General features: G+C 70.8%; 18 protein-coding genes. 8 read left to right on the top strand and 10 right to left on the bottom strand.

Annotation, left to right across the window (positions count from 1 at the left end):
• The first annotated feature begins 20 nt into the window (after positions 1-20).
• Complete coding sequence (locus tag Ato02nite_RS25730) at positions 21-590, top strand: TetR/AcrR family transcriptional regulator (protein ID WP_213009188.1); 570 nt, start codon at positions 21-23, stop codon at positions 588-590.
• Here the strand turns inward: Ato02nite_RS25730 and Ato02nite_RS25735 are convergent.
• The 4 genes from Ato02nite_RS25735 to Ato02nite_RS25750 form a co-directional block, all read right to left on the bottom strand.
• The gene (locus Ato02nite_RS25735; RefSeq protein ID WP_213009189.1) at positions 556-1,062 is read right to left on the bottom strand and encodes a hypothetical protein; all 507 of its coding nucleotides are present in this window, start codon (positions 1,060-1,062) and stop codon (positions 556-558) included. The genes Ato02nite_RS25730 and Ato02nite_RS25735 overlap by 35 nt on opposite strands.
• Positions 1,062-1,517, bottom strand: a complete 456-nt coding sequence (locus tag Ato02nite_RS25740) for a glycosyltransferase family 28 protein (protein ID WP_213009190.1) — start codon at positions 1,515-1,517, stop codon at positions 1,062-1,064. Before Ato02nite_RS25740 ends, Ato02nite_RS25735 begins: the two co-directional genes overlap by 1 nt.
• Before the next feature lie 67 nt (positions 1,518-1,584).
• Entirely contained in the window at positions 1,585-3,621 is a 2,037-nt protein-coding gene (locus Ato02nite_RS25745) for a S9 family peptidase (protein ID WP_213009191.1), read from the bottom strand.
• A gap of 21 nt (positions 3,622-3,642) precedes the next feature.
• A complete protein-coding gene (locus Ato02nite_RS25750; RefSeq protein ID WP_213009192.1) occupies positions 3,643-4,821 on the bottom strand; it encodes a thiolase family protein in 1,179 nt (392 codons plus the stop codon).
• 83 nt (positions 4,822-4,904) lie between these two features.
• On the opposite strand from Ato02nite_RS25750, the gene Ato02nite_RS25755 reads away from it, so the two are divergent.
• Together Ato02nite_RS25755 and Ato02nite_RS25760 are read left to right on the top strand one after the other, a co-directional pair.
• Positions 4,905-5,453 (top strand): TetR/AcrR family transcriptional regulator, encoded by a 549-nt coding sequence (locus tag Ato02nite_RS25755; protein WP_213009193.1) that lies wholly within the window; start codon positions 4,905-4,907, stop codon positions 5,451-5,453.
• 63 nt (positions 5,454-5,516) lie between these two features.
• Positions 5,517-6,140, top strand: a complete 624-nt coding sequence (locus tag Ato02nite_RS25760) for a CG0192-related protein (protein ID WP_213009194.1) — start codon at positions 5,517-5,519, stop codon at positions 6,138-6,140.
• Here Ato02nite_RS25760 and Ato02nite_RS25765 read toward each other — a convergent pair.
• Positions 6,134-6,799, bottom strand: a complete 666-nt coding sequence (locus Ato02nite_RS25765; protein WP_213009195.1) for an NAD(P)-dependent oxidoreductase — start codon at positions 6,797-6,799, stop codon at positions 6,134-6,136. The two genes, Ato02nite_RS25760 and Ato02nite_RS25765, sit on opposite strands and share 7 nt — an antisense overlap.
• A gap of 62 nt (positions 6,800-6,861) precedes the next feature.
• Here Ato02nite_RS25765 and Ato02nite_RS25770 point away from each other — a divergent pair, with 62 nt between their 5' ends.
• On the top strand, positions 6,862-7,335 hold the full coding sequence (locus Ato02nite_RS25770) for a MarR family winged helix-turn-helix transcriptional regulator (RefSeq protein WP_213009196.1): 474 nt from the start codon (positions 6,862-6,864) through the stop codon (positions 7,333-7,335).
• On the opposite strand, the gene Ato02nite_RS25775 is transcribed toward Ato02nite_RS25770, so the two are convergent.
• Positions 7,330-8,268: a TIGR03557 family F420-dependent LLM class oxidoreductase gene (locus Ato02nite_RS25775; protein WP_213009197.1), complete on the bottom strand. Its 939-nt coding sequence runs from the start codon at positions 8,266-8,268 to the stop codon at positions 7,330-7,332. The two genes, Ato02nite_RS25770 and Ato02nite_RS25775, sit on opposite strands and share 6 nt — an antisense overlap.
• A 109-nt stretch (positions 8,269-8,377) precedes the next feature.
• Between Ato02nite_RS25775 and folP the strand changes: the two genes are divergently transcribed.
• Entirely contained in the window at positions 8,378-9,175 is a 798-nt protein-coding gene (folP, locus tag Ato02nite_RS25780) for a dihydropteroate synthase (protein WP_246607427.1), read from the top strand.
• Here folP and Ato02nite_RS25785 read toward each other — a convergent pair.
• Positions 9,172-9,723, bottom strand: a complete 552-nt coding sequence (locus tag Ato02nite_RS25785) for a TetR/AcrR family transcriptional regulator (protein ID WP_213009199.1) — start codon at positions 9,721-9,723, stop codon at positions 9,172-9,174. The two genes, folP and Ato02nite_RS25785, sit on opposite strands and share 4 nt — an antisense overlap.
• A 76-nt stretch (positions 9,724-9,799) precedes the next feature.
• Here Ato02nite_RS25785 and Ato02nite_RS25790 point away from each other — a divergent pair, with 76 nt between their 5' ends.
• Positions 9,800-11,209, top strand: a complete 1,410-nt coding sequence (locus Ato02nite_RS25790) for an MFS transporter (protein WP_213009200.1) — start codon at positions 9,800-9,802, stop codon at positions 11,207-11,209.
• 417 nt (positions 11,210-11,626) lie between these two features.
• Here Ato02nite_RS25790 and Ato02nite_RS25795 read toward each other — a convergent pair whose 3' ends face one another.
• Entirely contained in the window at positions 11,627-11,836 is a 210-nt protein-coding gene (locus Ato02nite_RS25795) for a hypothetical protein (protein WP_213009201.1), read from the bottom strand.
• Positions 11,837-12,091: 255 nt separating this feature from the next.
• On the opposite strand from Ato02nite_RS25795, the gene Ato02nite_RS25800 reads away from it, so the two are divergent.
• A complete protein-coding gene (locus tag Ato02nite_RS25800; protein ID WP_246607419.1) occupies positions 12,092-13,039 on the top strand; it encodes a hypothetical protein in 948 nt (315 codons plus the stop codon).
• A 64-nt stretch (positions 13,040-13,103) separates the two neighbouring features.
• On the opposite strand, the gene Ato02nite_RS25805 is transcribed toward Ato02nite_RS25800, so the two are convergent.
• Positions 13,104-13,598: a DinB family protein gene (locus tag Ato02nite_RS25805; RefSeq protein ID WP_213009202.1), complete on the bottom strand. Its 495-nt coding sequence runs from the start codon at positions 13,596-13,598 to the stop codon at positions 13,104-13,106.
• Between the two features lie 50 nt (positions 13,599-13,648).
• Here Ato02nite_RS25805 and Ato02nite_RS25810 point away from each other — a divergent pair, with 50 nt between their 5' ends.
• Positions 13,649-14,299, top strand: a complete 651-nt coding sequence (locus Ato02nite_RS25810; RefSeq protein WP_213009203.1) for a class I SAM-dependent methyltransferase — start codon at positions 13,649-13,651, stop codon at positions 14,297-14,299.
• On the opposite strand, the gene Ato02nite_RS25815 is transcribed toward Ato02nite_RS25810, so the two are convergent.
• Positions 14,281-14,844, bottom strand: a complete 564-nt coding sequence (locus tag Ato02nite_RS25815; RefSeq protein WP_213009204.1) for a dihydrofolate reductase family protein — start codon at positions 14,842-14,844, stop codon at positions 14,281-14,283. The genes Ato02nite_RS25810 and Ato02nite_RS25815 overlap by 19 nt on opposite strands.
• Between the last annotated feature and the right edge of the window lie 24 nt (positions 14,845-14,868).

Below are 14,868 nucleotides of genomic sequence, written 5' to 3' on the forward strand. Positions count from 1 at the left end.
ACATACCGGGGAAGTGAGCAGTGTCAACATCGGCCAGGGATGGCTATCATCACGGCGATCTGCGGGCCGCCCTGCTCCGCTCGGCCACCGAGATGCTCGAGGAGGGTGAGCCGTTCTCGCTGCGCGCGGTGGCCAAACGGGCCGGTGTGTCGGCGACCGCCCCCTACCGGCACTACGCCGACAAGGACGCGCTGGAGTCCGCGCTGGCCGCCGAGGGCTTCCGGGACCTCGGCGAACGGCTCGCCGCGGCCGGGGAGTTCGCCGAGCTGGGGGTCGCCTACGTGGCCTTCGCGCTGGAACGGCCGGCGCTGTTCCGGCTCATGTTCGGCAATCCCTGCGACGACGCGAACGACGAGCGGGTGCGGGCCGCCGTCGACATCCGGCGGTTCGTGACCCGGCTGGTCGCCGCCGCGTTCCCGGACGCCGACGCCCGGGCGCTGGCCACCGCGGGCTGGGCTCTCGTGCACGGGCTTGCCTTCCTGCACCTGGACGGCAAGCTGCCGGCCGGCGACCCGGCCGAGGTGGCCCTGCGCGTCCGCACCTCGACGGCCGCGATCATGGCGGCCGGCGGCCCAGCAGCCGCCGGCTGACCCGGTCGAGGGTCTCGGTCAGGGCCGCGCCGGACACCGCGGCCGGCAGCGGCCGGGACTCGAGGACGCCGGCCGCGAACACCGTGTGGGCGGCCACCGCCCCCGCCAGCTCCGCCACGTCCCACACCGCCCGCACCCGGCCGGTCCGCTCCTCGCCGCGCAGGTATCGCTCCTGCCGATCGGAGCCGGTCTCGGCCAGTGACCTCCGGCGCGCCACCACGATCGGCACCCGGCCCAGCCGCTGCACCAGGCGGACGGTGCCGCCGGCATGGGTGATGACGATGTCGGCGTCGGACAGCCGGCGGCGCATCTCGTCCAGCGGCACCCAGCGGGCGTGCGGGCACGGCGGCACCACCGGCGACGCGCCGGTCTGCACGAACACGTCGTGGTAGGCGCACAGCGGCTCGACCGCCCGGATCAGCCGGTCGAACGGCCACGGTCCCATGCCGACGGTGACCAGGATGCCGGCCATCAGTACAGCTCGCCGACCAGCACCGCGTCCCGGTGGGCGGCCACCCGTTCCGGCCGTTGCACGAGCACCACGCGGGCGAGACGGGCGTTGAGGCGGGCGGTGCCGCACGGCGTACCCGTCTGGGTCAGGGTCTCGACGAACACCGTCGGCACCCGGCGCAGCCGGGCGGCCAGGAAGAACGGCACGGTGAGCCGCCGCCCGGCCGACACCAGCAGGTCGGGCCGGGATCGGCCGAGCAGGCGCCAGGCCCGCCACACCGCGGCGACGATGTGCGGCCAGGCGGCCGGATCGGGGTGCCAGGTGACCGGCAGGCCGGCCAGGGCGATCTCGGTGTCGGCGGCGGGCACCGCGACCCACGAGGTGTCGTGCTGCTGCCACCACGGCCGGAGGGCGAGCGTGTCCAGCAGTACCCCACCACTGCCGGACACGATCACCACCCGTAGCCCCCCGCTCATATCGGCCGACGCTAGCCCCCGGCGCCGAACCTGTGGATCCACTGTGGAGCGGATCCGGCGACGCCGTTCAGTGGATGTTCAGCGCCTCGCGGAGGAAGCGCAACTGGGGAGTCAGCAGGTCGGTGCCGGGCGACATATGGCTGGCGCCGGGCAGCGGCAGCACGGTGTGCGGCCGGCCGGCGGCGAGCAGGGCCGCGGACAGCCGCATGGTGTGCACCGGATAGACGTTGTCGTCGCGCAGGCCGTGGATCAGCATCAGCGGCCGTTCCAGCTTGGCGGCGTCGTCGATCAGCGACGACCGCCGGTAGGCGTCCGGGTCGAGCCGCGGATCGCCGAGGAACCGCTCCTGCCAGTGGGTGTCGTAGAGCAGGTGGTCGGTGACGGGTGCCCCGGCGACGGCGGCGTGGAAGACGTCCGGCCGCCGCAGCACGGCCAGGGCGGCCAGGTATCCGCCGGCCGACCAGCCGCGGATGCCGACCCGGGTCAGGTCGATCTCCGGGTGCTGCCGGGCGACGGCGTGCAGCGCGTCGATCTGGTCCTCCAGCAGGGAGGTGGACCGGTCGCCGTGGATGGCCCGCTCCCAGCGCGGCCCGCGCCCCGGTGTCCCGCGCCCGTCGGCGACGATCACGGCGAACCCCTGGTCGGCGAACCACTGCGACGCGTAGAAGGCGTCGCGGTCGGCGACCGCCCGCTGCGCGGCCGGGCCACCGTAGGGGTCCATCAGCACCGGAAGCCGCTCACCCTGCCAGCCGGCCGGAAAGAGCACGGCCGTCCGCAACTCACGCTCCCCGGCTCTCAAGAACGACACCACGGGTACGGACGGGGAGGGCACCGACAGGTCCTTGACCGTACGGCCGGAGACGGTGACCGCGTGCCCGTCCAGGGTGGCCGAGTTGATCACCGTGGTGCCGGCCGCCCGGATCCCCGAGTGCCGCCCCGGCACGGTGGTCATCCGCTCGGCGCCGACGCCGGGCGCCCACGTCCACAGGTGCCGTTCGGTGGGTTCCTCGGACGCCCCGAACAGCACCGTGTCGCCGTCGCAGCCGTGCACCTCGGCGACCTGCAGCCCGGCCGGGGTGACCGGTTCCCCGTCGACGGTGAGGTAGCGGGTGTCGCCGAGATCGGCGGTGGCGATCAGGGCCCCGGACGCGGTGCGGCACGGCACGCCCGGCACGATCTGGGTCCAGGCCCGGTCGCGGCTCTCGGCGAGGGTCCGGGTCAGGCCGGTGTCCGGATCGATCGCGACGGTGCGCAGAACGGTCTGCGGACGGTTCTGCAGCACCGCCATCAGCCCGTGCCCGTCCCACACCACGGCGACCAGGTATTCGTACTCGGCCCAGCCGAGGTCGACGTCGACCCGGCCGCCGTCCCGGTCGAGGATGTGCAGACTGACCAGCGCGTTCGCGGTGCCGGCGGCCGGGTATCGGTGCGCCGTCGGCGGGGCGTCCGGGCGGGCCGGGTCGCTGAGGTACCAGGTGGCGACCGGCCCGTTGTCCACCCGGCACACGGCCAGCCGGTCGGAGGCCGGTGACCACCAGTGCCCGCGCTGCCGGTCCATCGACTCGGCCGCCACGTGCTCGGCCAGCCCGTACGTCACGTCGGGGTTCTCCGGTTCGGCGAGCGGGCGGTCCCCGGCGCCGTCGGCGCCGATCAACCGCAGCGCGCCGGCGTGCACATAGGCCACGGCGGTGCCGTCCGGGCTGAGGACGGCATCGGTCAGGGGCGTACGGGCGGGCAGCCGCGATCCGTGCCCGGTCCACGGGTCGACCCGGTGCAGGTGCTGCGCGGCGGTGTACGCGACCACCCGTACGCCCTGATCGAAGTGGTAATCGACGATGCCGGACCCCTGATCGCGGGCCCGTTCCCGCCGGGTCTGCTCCTGCGCCGTCGGCGCGGCCGCGGCGCCCGCCGCGAGCGGGTCGGCGAGCAGGCGTTCCACCCCGGTCTCGAGGTCGAGCTGCCAGAGCCGGCGCACCGGGTCCTCGCCGCCGCGGGAGCGCAGGAACAGCACCCGCCGCCCGTCCGGGGTCAGGCTCAGCCGCTGCGGACGGCCGAGCCGGAAACGCTGGGTGCGGGCGAGCAGGCCCGGGTACGTCGACGACATCCCGCCAGTCTGCTCCAGAAATTACAGGCGTTCGATGATGGACGCGTTGGCGGTGCCGCCGGCCTCGCACATGGTCTGCAGTCCATAACGCCCGCCGGTGCGTTCCAGAACTCCCAGCAGGGTGGTGGCGAGCCGGGCCCCGCTGGCGCCGAGCGGATGACCGATCGCGATCGCCCCGCCGTCCACGTTGACCCTCCCGAGGTCGGCCCCGGTCTCCGCCTGCCAGGCCAGCACGACCGACGCGAACGCCTCGTTGACCTCGAACGCGTCGATGTCGCCGATCCCGAGACCGGCCTTGGCCAGCACTTTCGCGGTGGCCGGGATGATCCCGGTGAGCATCATGACCGGGTCGTCGCCGGTGACCGCGACGGTGTGGATGCGGGCCCGCGGCCGCCAGCCGTGCCGCCGGGCGATCTCCCCGGTGGTGACGAGCAGACCCGCGGCCCCGTCGTTGACCGGGCTGGAGTTGCCGGCGGTGACCTTCCAGTCGATGTCGCCGAAGCGTTCGGTCCAGCGCGGATCGGCGAAGGCGGGCCGCAGCCCGGCGAGGACAGCGGTGTCGGTGCCCGGCCGGATCGTCTCGTCGGTGGCCAGGTCGTTGACCGCGGTGATCTGGGCGTCGAAGTGGCCGAGCTTCCACGCCTCGGCGGCCCGCTGGTGGCTGGTCGCCGAGAACTCGTCGAGCTCGGTGCGGCTGAGTCCCCACCGGCGGGCGATCAGCTCGGCGCTGACCCCCTGCGGGATCAGCCCGCCCGGGTAGCGGCGCGCGACGGCTGGCCCGCCCACGTCCGCGCGCACCCCGCCGACCAGGGCGGAGCTGCCGATCGGCACCCGCGACATGGATTCGGCGCCGGACGCGATGACGATGTCGTAGGCCCCGGCGATCACGCCCTGGGCGGCGAAGCCGAGGGCCTGCTGGCTGCTGCCGCACTGCCGGTCGACGGTGACGCCCGGCACGGATTCGGGAAAACCGGCGGCGAGTACGGCGAGGCGGGTGGCGTTGGTGCTCTGCTCCCCCACCTGAGCGACGGTGCCACCGATGACGTCGTCGATGTCGGAGGGGTCGAGGTGGTTGCGCTCGGCGAGCGCGCGTAGCACGTACGCGTGCAGGTCGACCGGATGCACCTGGTGGTAGGCGCCGCCGGGTTTGCCTCTGGCGATCGGAGTGCGTACCGCGTCGACGATGACAGCGTCCCGCATGGCTCTGCTCCCTTCCCTTCTCGGACCGTTCGGTCCGATACTAGTTGACGGTCGGACCGATCGGTCCGTTAAACTTCTCACTCATGGCACGCCCAGCGGACCCGACCGGCCGCGACCGCATCCTGTCCACCGCCACCGCGCTCTTCTACACGCACGGCGTCCGCGCGGTCGGAATGGCCCGGGTGATCGAGGCCGCGGCCTGCGGGAAACACATGCTCTACCGGCATTTCCCCAGCAAGGCGGCCCTGGCCGCGGCCTACCTGACGCAGGTGCGCGCCGAGCGGGAGCGCTCCACGGCCGCCGTGCCGGCCGGCACCCCCGCCGAGCGCCTGGTGGCCCTGGTGGCCGAGGTGGCAGCCTGGACGCGGCGCGGCGACTACCGGGGCTGCGCGTTCCGCAACTACCTCACCGAGTTCCCGGCCGCCGACGACGAGCCGGCCCGGGTGGCCCGCGCCTACCTGCGCGACACCCGCCGCGAGATCGACGACCTGGTCAGCGAGCTGGGAAAACCGCCGCTGGTGGCCGACCGCCTGTGGTTGCTGATCGACGCCCTCTACGCCACCACCGGCACCGACCCCGAGGTGGCCGTCGACTGGTCCCGCGAACTGGTCGGCCTGACGACGACCAGGTGATGTGGTTGTTAACACGAACGGGGCGCGGCAGCGCGTACCGGCTCGATCGCTTAGAGTCCGCCCATGGCGACTATCCACCAGGCCACCCTCACTCCCACCAAGCTCGAGCTGCTCACGGCCTGGCTTCCCGGCCGCCACTGGTACCCCGGCGAGTACGTCAAGGACCTGCAGCGGGTTGCCGCGTGCCGGTTCGACGACCCGGCCGGCGCGGTCGGGGTGGAGATGATCCTGGTCCGGGCCGAGGACGGTCCTCTGGTCCATGTGCCGCTGACCTACCGCGGCGCCCCGCTCGAGGGCGCCGACCTGCACCTGATCGGCACCACCGAGCATTCGGTGCTGGGCACCCGCTGGGTCTACGACGCGGTCGCCGACCCGGTCTACCTGTCGACGCTGACCGCGGCCATCCGCACCGGCGGTGAGCAGGCCGAGGAGTTCGTGGAGACGGCCGACGGGCCGCAGCGCCGCGACCCGCAGATGCGGGTGCGCGGCAGCGGCATCGCCCGGAAGTCGGCCCCGGTGGGGCCGCCGGTCCGGCTGGAGGAGGGGGACCCGGCGGTGGTGGTGACCGAGGAGGTCCGGCTGGACGTGCGCCGCGTTCTCAGTGCCGAGCCGGCCGCCGGGCCGCTGTTCCTCACCGGCACCTGGGAGGGGAACGAGAAGCCGACGGTGCTGGCCGAGCTCTACTGAGCCACGCCGATGGTGTGCCCGATCGTCTCGGGCCGGTCGAGGCAGGCGAGCATCTGGTGGGCCACGTCGGCGCGGGAGACGGTCAGGCCGCCGCGCACGTTGCGGTCCACCGCCGTCCGGTAGCGGCCGCTCAGCGGCTTGTCGGTGAGCCGGGGCGGGCGGCTGATCGTCCAGTCCAGACCGCTGGCGCGCACCACGTCCTCCATCCGGGCCAGGTCGGCGTAGTGCTCGCGGAACATCCGGTGGGTGAACGGAACGCCGAGGTGGCGCATGAAGAAGCCGTCGCCCGGGTCGTGCCGCGGCGGGTGCGGCCGGTCGGGTGACGGCAGTGTTCCGATCGGGGCGGCACTGACCACGATCAGCCGCCGGACGCCGGCCCGCCGGGCGGCCTCGACCAGCGCGGTGGTGCCCAGGGTGGCGACGCCGGCCTCGGGGGTGGTGCGGGCGCCGAGCCCGGACAGCACGGCGTCGGAGTCCTTGATCGCCTCGGTCAGGGCGGGCAGGTCGGGGTGCGCGAGATCGGCGTAGGCCGTGCGGACCGGCGCGGTGATCTTCTCAGGGCTGCGGGCCACGGCGGTGACATCGTGCCCCGCGTCCAGGGCCTGCCGGAGTAGTTGACGTCCGATACCGCCGGTGGCGGCGACAATGGTGAGCCTCATGTCGGCCCTCCCTCAGTCAGTTAGTATGAAAACCATAACATCTCCTTTGAGGTTCGTACTATATGGATTCCGTAGCATCTTCGGACGCGCGTGACCGCCGCCGGCTCACCAACGGCCTCAAACAGGCTCTGCGGGAGGCGGCACTCCGCATCGCGCAGCTGAACCACCAGGTCAGCGGCAAACTCGGGCTGCGCGACGTCGACTACGACTGCCTCAACCTGCTCAACCTGCACGGCCCGATCAGTCCGGGCGCGCTCGCGAAACTGGCCGGCGTGCACCCGGCGACGATGACCGGCGTGCTCGACCGCCTGGAGAAGGCCGGCTGGGTGGGGCGCGACCGTGACCCGGCGGACCGCCGGGCCACGGTGATCGTCGTGCACCGCGAGCGCGGCGGCGAGGTGCGTGCCCTCTACGCCGGGGCGAACGCCGAGATGGACGACATCTGCGCCGGCTACACCCCCGAGCAGCTGGCCACGATCATCGATTTCCTGCAGCGGGCCGCCGAGGTGGGGGTGCGGGCGACGCGGGATCTATAGGAGTTCCTTGGCCGCGAAGTCGAGGAAGCCGTCCATGTCGGGACCGCAGTTCATCAGCGCGATGTGGTCGTACCCGGCGTCCTGGTGCTTGCGGATCGCCTCGAGGTACGGCTGCGGGTCCGGTCCGACCACGAACTGTTCCCGGATGTCCTCGGGCCGGACGGTCGCACTGGCCGCCTCGAAGTTCACCGGGTTGGGCAGCTCGGACATCACCTTCCAGCCGGTGACCGCCCAGCGGGTCGTCTCGTGCGCGGCCCGCACGGCGTCGTCGGCGTTCGGCGCCCACGCGACGGGGATCTCCACGTAGGCCGGCCCGTCACCGCCCGCGCTCTTGAAGGCCTCGACCAGGTCGGCGCGGGGCTCGGTGGCGAACAGGCCGGAACCGTGCGTGGCCGCCAGCTCCGCGGCCTGCTTCCCGCCGGCCGCCACCGCGATTCTCGGCAGCCGCTCCGGCAGATCGAAGACCTGGGCGTCCTCCAACTTCAAATGCTTTCCGTCGTACGACTGGTAGCCGCCCCGCCACAGCAGGTTGATGATGTCCAGCGCCTCGGCGAGCAGTTCCTGCCGTTCCCGTACGGCCGGAAAACCGCGACCCACCACGTGCTCGTTGAGTCTCTCTCCGGAACCGACGCCGAGCGTGAATCGATCATCGGAGATGATCGCGAGGGTCGCCGCGGCCTGCGCGATGATCGCCGGGTGGTAACGCACCGTAGGGCAGGTGACCCCGGTGGCCAGCCCGAGGCGGGACGTCCGCGCGGCCACCGCACCCAGCACGCTCCACACGAACGGCGAATGCCCCTGCACGTCCAGCCACGGGTGATAGTGGTCGCTCATCTCGACGAACCCGAACCCGGCCTCCTCGGCCCGCACCGCCTGCCGGATCAGCTCCTTGGGTCCGAACGCCTCCGCCGCCAGCTTGAATCCCAGTTCCATGGCTTCGGGATTCCCGGAAGACCGCCTGTTAACCTCGCGAATCGTGGGCGACGTGGGAAGACGGATCATCGGCGGGCGGGAGTTCGACTTCGCGCGGCAGGTCGCGGTGATGGCGATCGTGAACCGGACACCCGACTCGTTCCACGACCAGGGCAGCACGTTCGCGCTGGAGAAAGCCCTGGAACGGGTCAAGCAGGCGGCCGCCGACGGGGCCGACTGGATCGACATCGGCGGCGTACCGTTCGCACCCGGCCCGGAGGTCTCGGTCGCCGAGGAGATCGAGCGGGTGTTACCGGTGGTGACCGCGGCCCGTGACCTGGCGGTGGTCTCGGTCGACACGTTCCGCCCCGAGGTGGCCCGCGAGGTGATCGCGGCCGGCGCCGGGGTCATCAACGACACCTCCGGCCTGCGCGACCCGGCGATGGCCGACACGGTGGCCGGGACCGGCGCCCAGCTGGTGATCACGCACAGCCTGGCCGCCCCGCGCACGCTGTGGCCGAGCCCGCAGTACCGGGACGTGACCGCCGAGGTGGGCGCGTTCCTGCGGTCGCGGGTCGAGCTGGCGCTGTCCCGCGGTGTGCGCCCCGACCAGATCATCATCGACCCGGGCCATGACCTGAACAAGAACACCCTGCACACGCTGGAGATCACCCGGCGCCTCGACGAGCTCGCCGCGATCGGCTATCCGCTGCTGGCGGCGGTGAGCAACAAGGACTTCATCGGCGAGACGCTGGACGCCGCCCAGCACGACCGGCTGACCGGCACGCTGGCCGCGGTGGTTTTCTGCATCGTCCGGGGCGCCCGCATCGTCCGGGTGCACGACGTGGCCGCGACGGTGGACGCCGTCCGGATGACCGAGGCCATGCTCGGCTGGCGCCCACCCGCCTACACCAGGCACAACATCTAGTGCTTGTGCTCCCAGGTGGCCATCAGGTCGACCATCCACGGCTGCCTGGGCACCGGGTCGGGGCCGATCACGTGCATCGCGCCCAGGCAGGTGAGCAGCATGCCGATCGAGAAGAACTCGCGGGCCTCGGTTGAGCTGGCCCCGGTCACCTCGCGCACCGTTTCGTAGAGCCGCCCGAAGCAGGCTCGCACCTGATCGCCGATCGCCGGGTCGGCCGCGGCCGTGAACCCGTGCAGCAGCAGGACGATCAGTTCCCGCTCGGCCAGCAACTCGTCGTAGGCCTCGCCGAGCGAGGCCAGGGTCGGCTCGGCCGCGGCCGCCTGCCGGAACTTCGCGTCGATGCGGTCGCCGGCCCGGTTCACGGCCGCGATGAACAGCTCCTGCTTGGTGCGGAAGATCCTGATCACGTACGGCTGGGAGACGCCGGCCAGGCGTGCGACCTGGTCGGTGGTGGTGCCGGCGTAGCCGCCGTGACTGAACGCGGTGACGGCAGCGGTCACGAGTTGCTCGTGCCGTTCCTCCGCGGTGAGACGGGTGCGGGTGCTCATGGTTGACAGGTTATCAGTCAATAACTAACGTGGTCGGCGGAAGTTATCAGTCGATAACAACTTCGGGGAGCGCAGCATGTCCACCTCAACCGCCGTACGCCCGCAGGCCTCCCGGCCCGCCCGCCGCCCACGCCCGCTGGCGGCGGTCATCGCCGCCGTCGGCATCCCGACCTTCATGGTCACTCTCGACAACCTGGTGGTCAGCACCGCGCTGCCGGTGATCCGCGACGATCTGAACGCGTCGCTCACCGAGCTCCAGTGGTTCGTCAACGCCTACACGCTGCCGTTCGCCGCGTTCCTGCTGACCGCGGCCGCGCTGGGCGACCGTCTCGGCCGGCGCCGCATGTTCATCGCCGGCATCACCGTCTTCACCCTGGCCTCGGCCGCGGCCGGCCTGGCCACCGACAGCTGGCAGCTGACCCTGGCCCGGGCGGTGCAGGGCCTGGGCGGCGCGGCCGTCGCACCCCTGGCGCTGACGCTGCTGGCCCAGGCCGTCCCCGACCGGCTGCGCACCGCGGCGGTGGGTATCTGGGGCGGCATCAGCGGTCTCGGCGTCGCGGTCGGCCCGGTGGTCGGCGGCGCGGTCGTCCAGGGCCTCGACTGGCACTGGATCTTCTGGCTGAACGTGCCGGTCGGCGTCGTGGCGGTCGTCCTGGCCGTCACCGTTCTGGACGAGTCCCGCGGCGGCGCCCGGCGCCTCGACCCGCTCGGCCTGGTCCTTTCCGCCGCCGGCATGCTCCTGCTGATCTGGGGAGTGGTGGACGGCCCGGACCACGGCTGGAGCTCCGGCCGGGTGCTCGGCATGCTGATCGGCGGCGCGGTGCTGGTGACCGCGTTCCTGCTGTGGCAGTCCCGCAACACCGCGCCCATGCTGCCCCTGAGCCTGTTCCGCTCCCGGGGCTTCAGCCTGGTCAACCTGGTGACGCTGACCTTCTCGGCCGGCACGTTCGGCGCGGTGTTCCTGCTCGCCCAGTTCTTCCAGGTGGTCCAGGGGCTGAGCCCGCTCGACTCCGGCCTGCGCACCCTCCCCTGGACGATGGCCCCGATGATCGTCGCGCCACTGGCCGGCATCTTCGGCGACCGGCTCGGCCAGCGAAATCTGATCTTCGCCGGCCAGGTCCTGCTGGCCGGGGCGATCCTCTGGATGGGCATCGCCACCACCGCCACGGTCAGCTACTCCGACCTGGTGATCGCCTTCGCGATGGCCGGCGTGGGCATGGGCCTGACCTTCGCCCCGATCAGCACGATGGCCCTGGCCAGCGTCACCGAACAGCAGCGCGGCGTGGCGTCCGGCGCCAACAACACCATCCGCGAGCTGGGCGTGGCGGTCGGCGTGGCCGCCCTGGCCTCGGTCTTCAGCTCGTACGGCGGCTACACCACGCACACGGCCTTCGTCGACGGCCTGCGCCCCGCGGTCTTCGTCGGAGCGGCGATCGTCGCGGCAGGCGCGGTGGCCGCCCTGTGGCTCCCCCGCCGGGCCGGCTGACCGGCCGAGCTGCGGCGACGCAACCGCTGTGCGGTGGCGTCGCCGCTGCAGGCCTCACCAGTTTCGCCCGATTCATCAGGTGAGCAGACCGGCAATGTGGCCGCCCGGCGGAGCCTATGCCATTACGCTGGAATCTGGAATAACGTGGCCGTTCGGGCAGTCACCCGGAGGTGGGGCCGACCGTTTAGGCAACTGAAACCGCCGTAGGGTGGCGTCGACCGCATTTAGAATGGGCGGGCGGCCAAACCAAGATTCATACAGGAGACGTCATGATTTATGAGATTCATTTCGCCGCTCCCGTCGTTTCCCGAACGGGTGGCGAGGGCGGCAGCTTCCGCTGATCAAGGCAACCGCACCGCCGCTTGGCCGCGGCGGAGCCGCCGCGGCCGACGCGGATCACGCCCACGAGAATGCGAATCAAGCACTATTCAGAGCGACCGTCGCCAAGCCGACGAGGATCGCCGACAACAGCAGCGCGGCGGCCAGCAGGCCGTTCGGTCCGATCATTGCCGCCAGTCTTGACGACGTGTTGCCGCCCTCACCGCCCGAGCCCGGCGAGTTTCGGCCGGATCTACAGGCCTCCGGGCGCGGGCGAGAGAGCACCGTCTTCGGCGAATGGATCTGCATGATGATCGCCTTTGCCTACGTTGATCGATCGAGTGCAATGTAACCTTCCGTAGCATGCGAGACCTCCCTCCCCGGAGCAACGGTTACCTGCCGGTATCAAACCGCTGCGTGAAATGTGGCACGTCCCCTCCCGCGATCGCGGACTCCATGGCATGAACGGCTTCGACAGCCAACCGAACAGCGGACACCGGACGGTGCGGTTCACTCGCTAGGGTATTTATCCTCCGCGGACTGCTTGGCATCATTGGTAGATCAATGCAGTCGGGGGTGGGAGCACTGTCATCGTCAACGACCGAGCCGGCGAAATCCGCTCGGTCGAAGAAGCCGGCGATTCTCGCGCTCACCTTTTCCGCCACAGTTCTTGGCATCGTCGCGAATATCACCCAACTCGGAGTCTTTCCGACTCGCGTCGCCCGGGCGCTTCTGATCGCAGTAGTTCTGACTGGACTGCTGTATCTCGTCATCAAGGCCTGGCAGTTCTACTTCGTGGAGAAGGTTCGCGAACTTCGAGCACAACTCGACGATGAGGCCGAGAAACTAACTCACGTTCGCTCGGCGCATCAGCGTTGCCTGGAAGCAATCGAAAGAATTAGTGATCGGGAAAAACCGCTGTTCTCCGAAACTCTTGAGGTCACGGTGTGCGTCGGTAAGGACGACGACACGGACCTTATTATCGAGAAACGGGTTACCACTCCTGAGCCGCTGGTCACGAACAGGACCATGCGCCCGATCGTACCGACCTATCGCGAGCAGATCGCCAGCCTCGACGCGCTCGGTTTTACAGTACAGCGTGACGGTGGCCAGATAACCTTCATTCCGCTACGGGAGCAAATCAACAAAATCAAGGTCTGGCTCGTCTTCGATCCACCGATGTCGGCGAAAACAGAATGGCGCGTGGAGTACCGGCCGAAGGGCCTCTGGCGGCCGCTCCGTGAGCGCGGCTTCGATGAATTGGGTTGGGATGATCGCCTGCAAACCACCAATGGGACGCCGTCGGCTTTTACCAGCTTCACGGCAGTATTCAAATTTCCGGAAGGGGATCAGCCGCCGAGCGTCAAGGAACGGCACGGCCACGGTCAGTTGACCAAGCCGGAACAGAAGCCTGATCGGACGTGGGAGGTCACGTGGCGTGATGAGCACCCTTCCGGCCGCCGCTATGACTGGGACATCACGCAGCCTCCACGGGGCACTCGGCAGCAGTAGGTTCCCGTTACCCGGCAGGACCGGCACGACCTACCGGTGGGCTGCCCACGAGTAGCCGCTGCGATTAGCGGCCGGTCACGCCGTCGATGAGCTCGCGCAGGATGTCGGCGTGCCCGGCGTGCCGCACGGTCTCGCCGGTCATGTGGGCGAGCACCCACCGCAGCGTGCGCGCCTCGCCGTTCACCGGGCTCGCGGTGCGGGACTCCGGGCCGCCGGCCGCGCGGATGAGCGCGTCGCTGTCGGCGATCGCCGCCCGATAGCCGGCGATGACCTCCTCCGCCGACCGCCCCGGGGCGACCACCATGTCGAAGTCGACCTCGGCGAACCGCTGATCACCGGCCACCGTGTACCCGAACCAGTACCGCTCGGCGTCGGTCAGGTGCTGCACCAGCCCCAGCAGCGTGGTGTCGGAGACGACCAGCCTGCGGCGCAACTGCTCGTCGTCCAGGCCGCCGACCTTCTTCAGCACACAGGACCGGGCGAACGACAGGAACGCCAGGGCGGTGTCCAGCTCGCCGTCGTCATCGAGCGGCACCCGTTCCCGCTGCGTTTCGAGCACGGCGAGATGTTATCCGATCCCGGCCGCCGTCGCCGGTAGCGTGCATCTGCATGGATGATCTGGTTCGGCAGACCCGCTACTGGGACACGGCCGGCGCGACCAAGACCTTCACCCATCCACTCGAGACCGGGTGGCTGGCCGGAGTCGACCGAACGGCGCGTGTCCTCGACTACGGCTGCGGCTACGGCCGGGTCATGGCCGAGCTCGGCGCTCTGGGCTTCACCGACATCCTGGGCGTCGACATCTCTCCCGCGCTGGTCGCCCGGGGCCGCCGGGCCCGCCCCGATCTGGACCTCGCCGTCATCGAGTCGCCGCCCGCCGTGCACCGCCCGGCGGCGAGCTTCGACGTCATCATGCTGTTCGCCGTGCTGACCTGCATCCCCGATGACGACGCCCAGCGTGCGCTGGTCGGCGAACTGGAACGCCTCCTGGCACCCGGCGGCCTGATCTACGTGAGCGATCTCGGGCTGCAGACCGACGAACGCAGCCGGCAGCGCTACCTGGCGCGCGCCGGGCAGTACGGGGTGTTCACCACCGACGACGGCGCCGTCTGCCGGCACCACGAACTCGGGCACCTGCGCCGCCTGTTCTCGGCGTTCGATCTGGTCGGCGAGCGGCACATCGAGGTGACGACCATGAACGGGAGCCGCGCCACCGCGGTACAGATGCTGGCGCGCTCACCTCATCGGGCGACCTCGTAGCTGGTCACGACGATCCGGCCGTCGAGCAGGCGGGACTCGACGGTCCGCAGTTTCAGGCGCTGCTTCGGCTCGGCGAACACCGTCCGGCCGCCGCCGAGGACCACCGGGTGCACGGCGATGTGGTACTCGTCGATCAGGCCCAGCTCGGTCAGCGCTCCGGCGAGGCCGGCACCCCCGGTCAGCAGCAGGTCCGCGCCGGGCTGCGCCTTGAGCGCGGTGACCTCGGCCGCCAGATCGCCGTGGACGACCCGGCTCGCCCACTCGTCGCCCGGGTAGTCGTGCGAGAACACGATCTTCGGGGTGGCCCGCCAGAACGGTGCGAACGTGGCGAGGTGCGGGTCCGGGGAGGTCGTCTCGACGCTCGGCCAGAAGCCGACCATCATCTCCCACACCGGCCGCCCGTAGAGCAGGGTGTCGACCCGCTGGTTGAGGCCTTCCGAGTAGGCCGACAGTTCCGGCCCCATGACCGCCCAGTCGAACGCGTCGTTCGGCCCGTTGACGAACCCGTCGATCGACGTGTGCACCCAGTAAATAATCTTCCGCATGAACTCTCCATCGGTACGGTAGGC

This window comes from Paractinoplanes toevensis (genome assembly GCF_018332695.1).
In the GTDB taxonomy this organism is placed as follows: domain Bacteria; phylum Actinomycetota; class Actinomycetes; order Mycobacteriales; family Micromonosporaceae; genus Actinoplanes; species Actinoplanes toevensis.

Excerpts from the sequence above, each read along its gene's own strand:
- Ato02nite_RS25810 (WP_213009203.1), top strand. The coding sequence starts at position 13,649 with ATGGATGATCTGGTTCGGCAGACCCGCTACTGGGACACGGCCGGCGCG.
- Ato02nite_RS25740 (WP_213009190.1), bottom strand. The coding sequence starts at position 1,517 with ATGAGCGGGGGGCTACGGGTGGTGATCGTGTCCGGCAGTGGTGGGGTA.
- folP (WP_246607427.1), top strand. The coding sequence starts at position 8,378 with ATGGCGATCGTGAACCGGACACCCGACTCGTTCCACGACCAGGGCAGC.
- Ato02nite_RS25735 (WP_213009189.1), bottom strand. The coding sequence starts at position 1,062 with ATGGCCGGCATCCTGGTCACCGTCGGCATGGGACCGTGGCCGTTCGAC.
- Ato02nite_RS25785 (WP_213009199.1), bottom strand. The coding sequence starts at position 9,723 with ATGAGCACCCGCACCCGTCTCACCGCGGAGGAACGGCACGAGCAACTC.
- Ato02nite_RS25760 (WP_213009194.1), top strand. The coding sequence starts at position 5,517 with ATGGCGACTATCCACCAGGCCACCCTCACTCCCACCAAGCTCGAGCTG.
- Ato02nite_RS25815 (WP_213009204.1), bottom strand. The coding sequence starts at position 14,844 with ATGCGGAAGATTATTTACTGGGTGCACACGTCGATCGACGGGTTCGTC.
- Ato02nite_RS25770 (WP_213009196.1), top strand. The coding sequence starts at position 6,862 with ATGGATTCCGTAGCATCTTCGGACGCGCGTGACCGCCGCCGGCTCACC.
- Ato02nite_RS25775 (WP_213009197.1), bottom strand. The coding sequence starts at position 8,268 with ATGGAACTGGGATTCAAGCTGGCGGCGGAGGCGTTCGGACCCAAGGAG.
- Ato02nite_RS25800 (WP_246607419.1), top strand. The coding sequence starts at position 12,092 with ATGCAGTCGGGGGTGGGAGCACTGTCATCGTCAACGACCGAGCCGGCG.
- Ato02nite_RS25750 (WP_213009192.1), bottom strand. The coding sequence starts at position 4,821 with ATGCGGGACGCTGTCATCGTCGACGCGGTACGCACTCCGATCGCCAGA.
- Ato02nite_RS25765 (WP_213009195.1), bottom strand. The coding sequence starts at position 6,799 with ATGAGGCTCACCATTGTCGCCGCCACCGGCGGTATCGGACGTCAACTA.
- Ato02nite_RS25790 (WP_213009200.1), top strand. The coding sequence starts at position 9,800 with ATGTCCACCTCAACCGCCGTACGCCCGCAGGCCTCCCGGCCCGCCCGC.
- Ato02nite_RS25755 (WP_213009193.1), top strand. The coding sequence starts at position 4,905 with ATGGCACGCCCAGCGGACCCGACCGGCCGCGACCGCATCCTGTCCACC.
- Ato02nite_RS25795 (WP_213009201.1), bottom strand. The coding sequence starts at position 11,836 with ATGCAGATCCATTCGCCGAAGACGGTGCTCTCTCGCCCGCGCCCGGAG.
- Ato02nite_RS25745 (WP_213009191.1), bottom strand. The coding sequence starts at position 3,621 with ATGTCGTCGACGTACCCGGGCCTGCTCGCCCGCACCCAGCGTTTCCGG.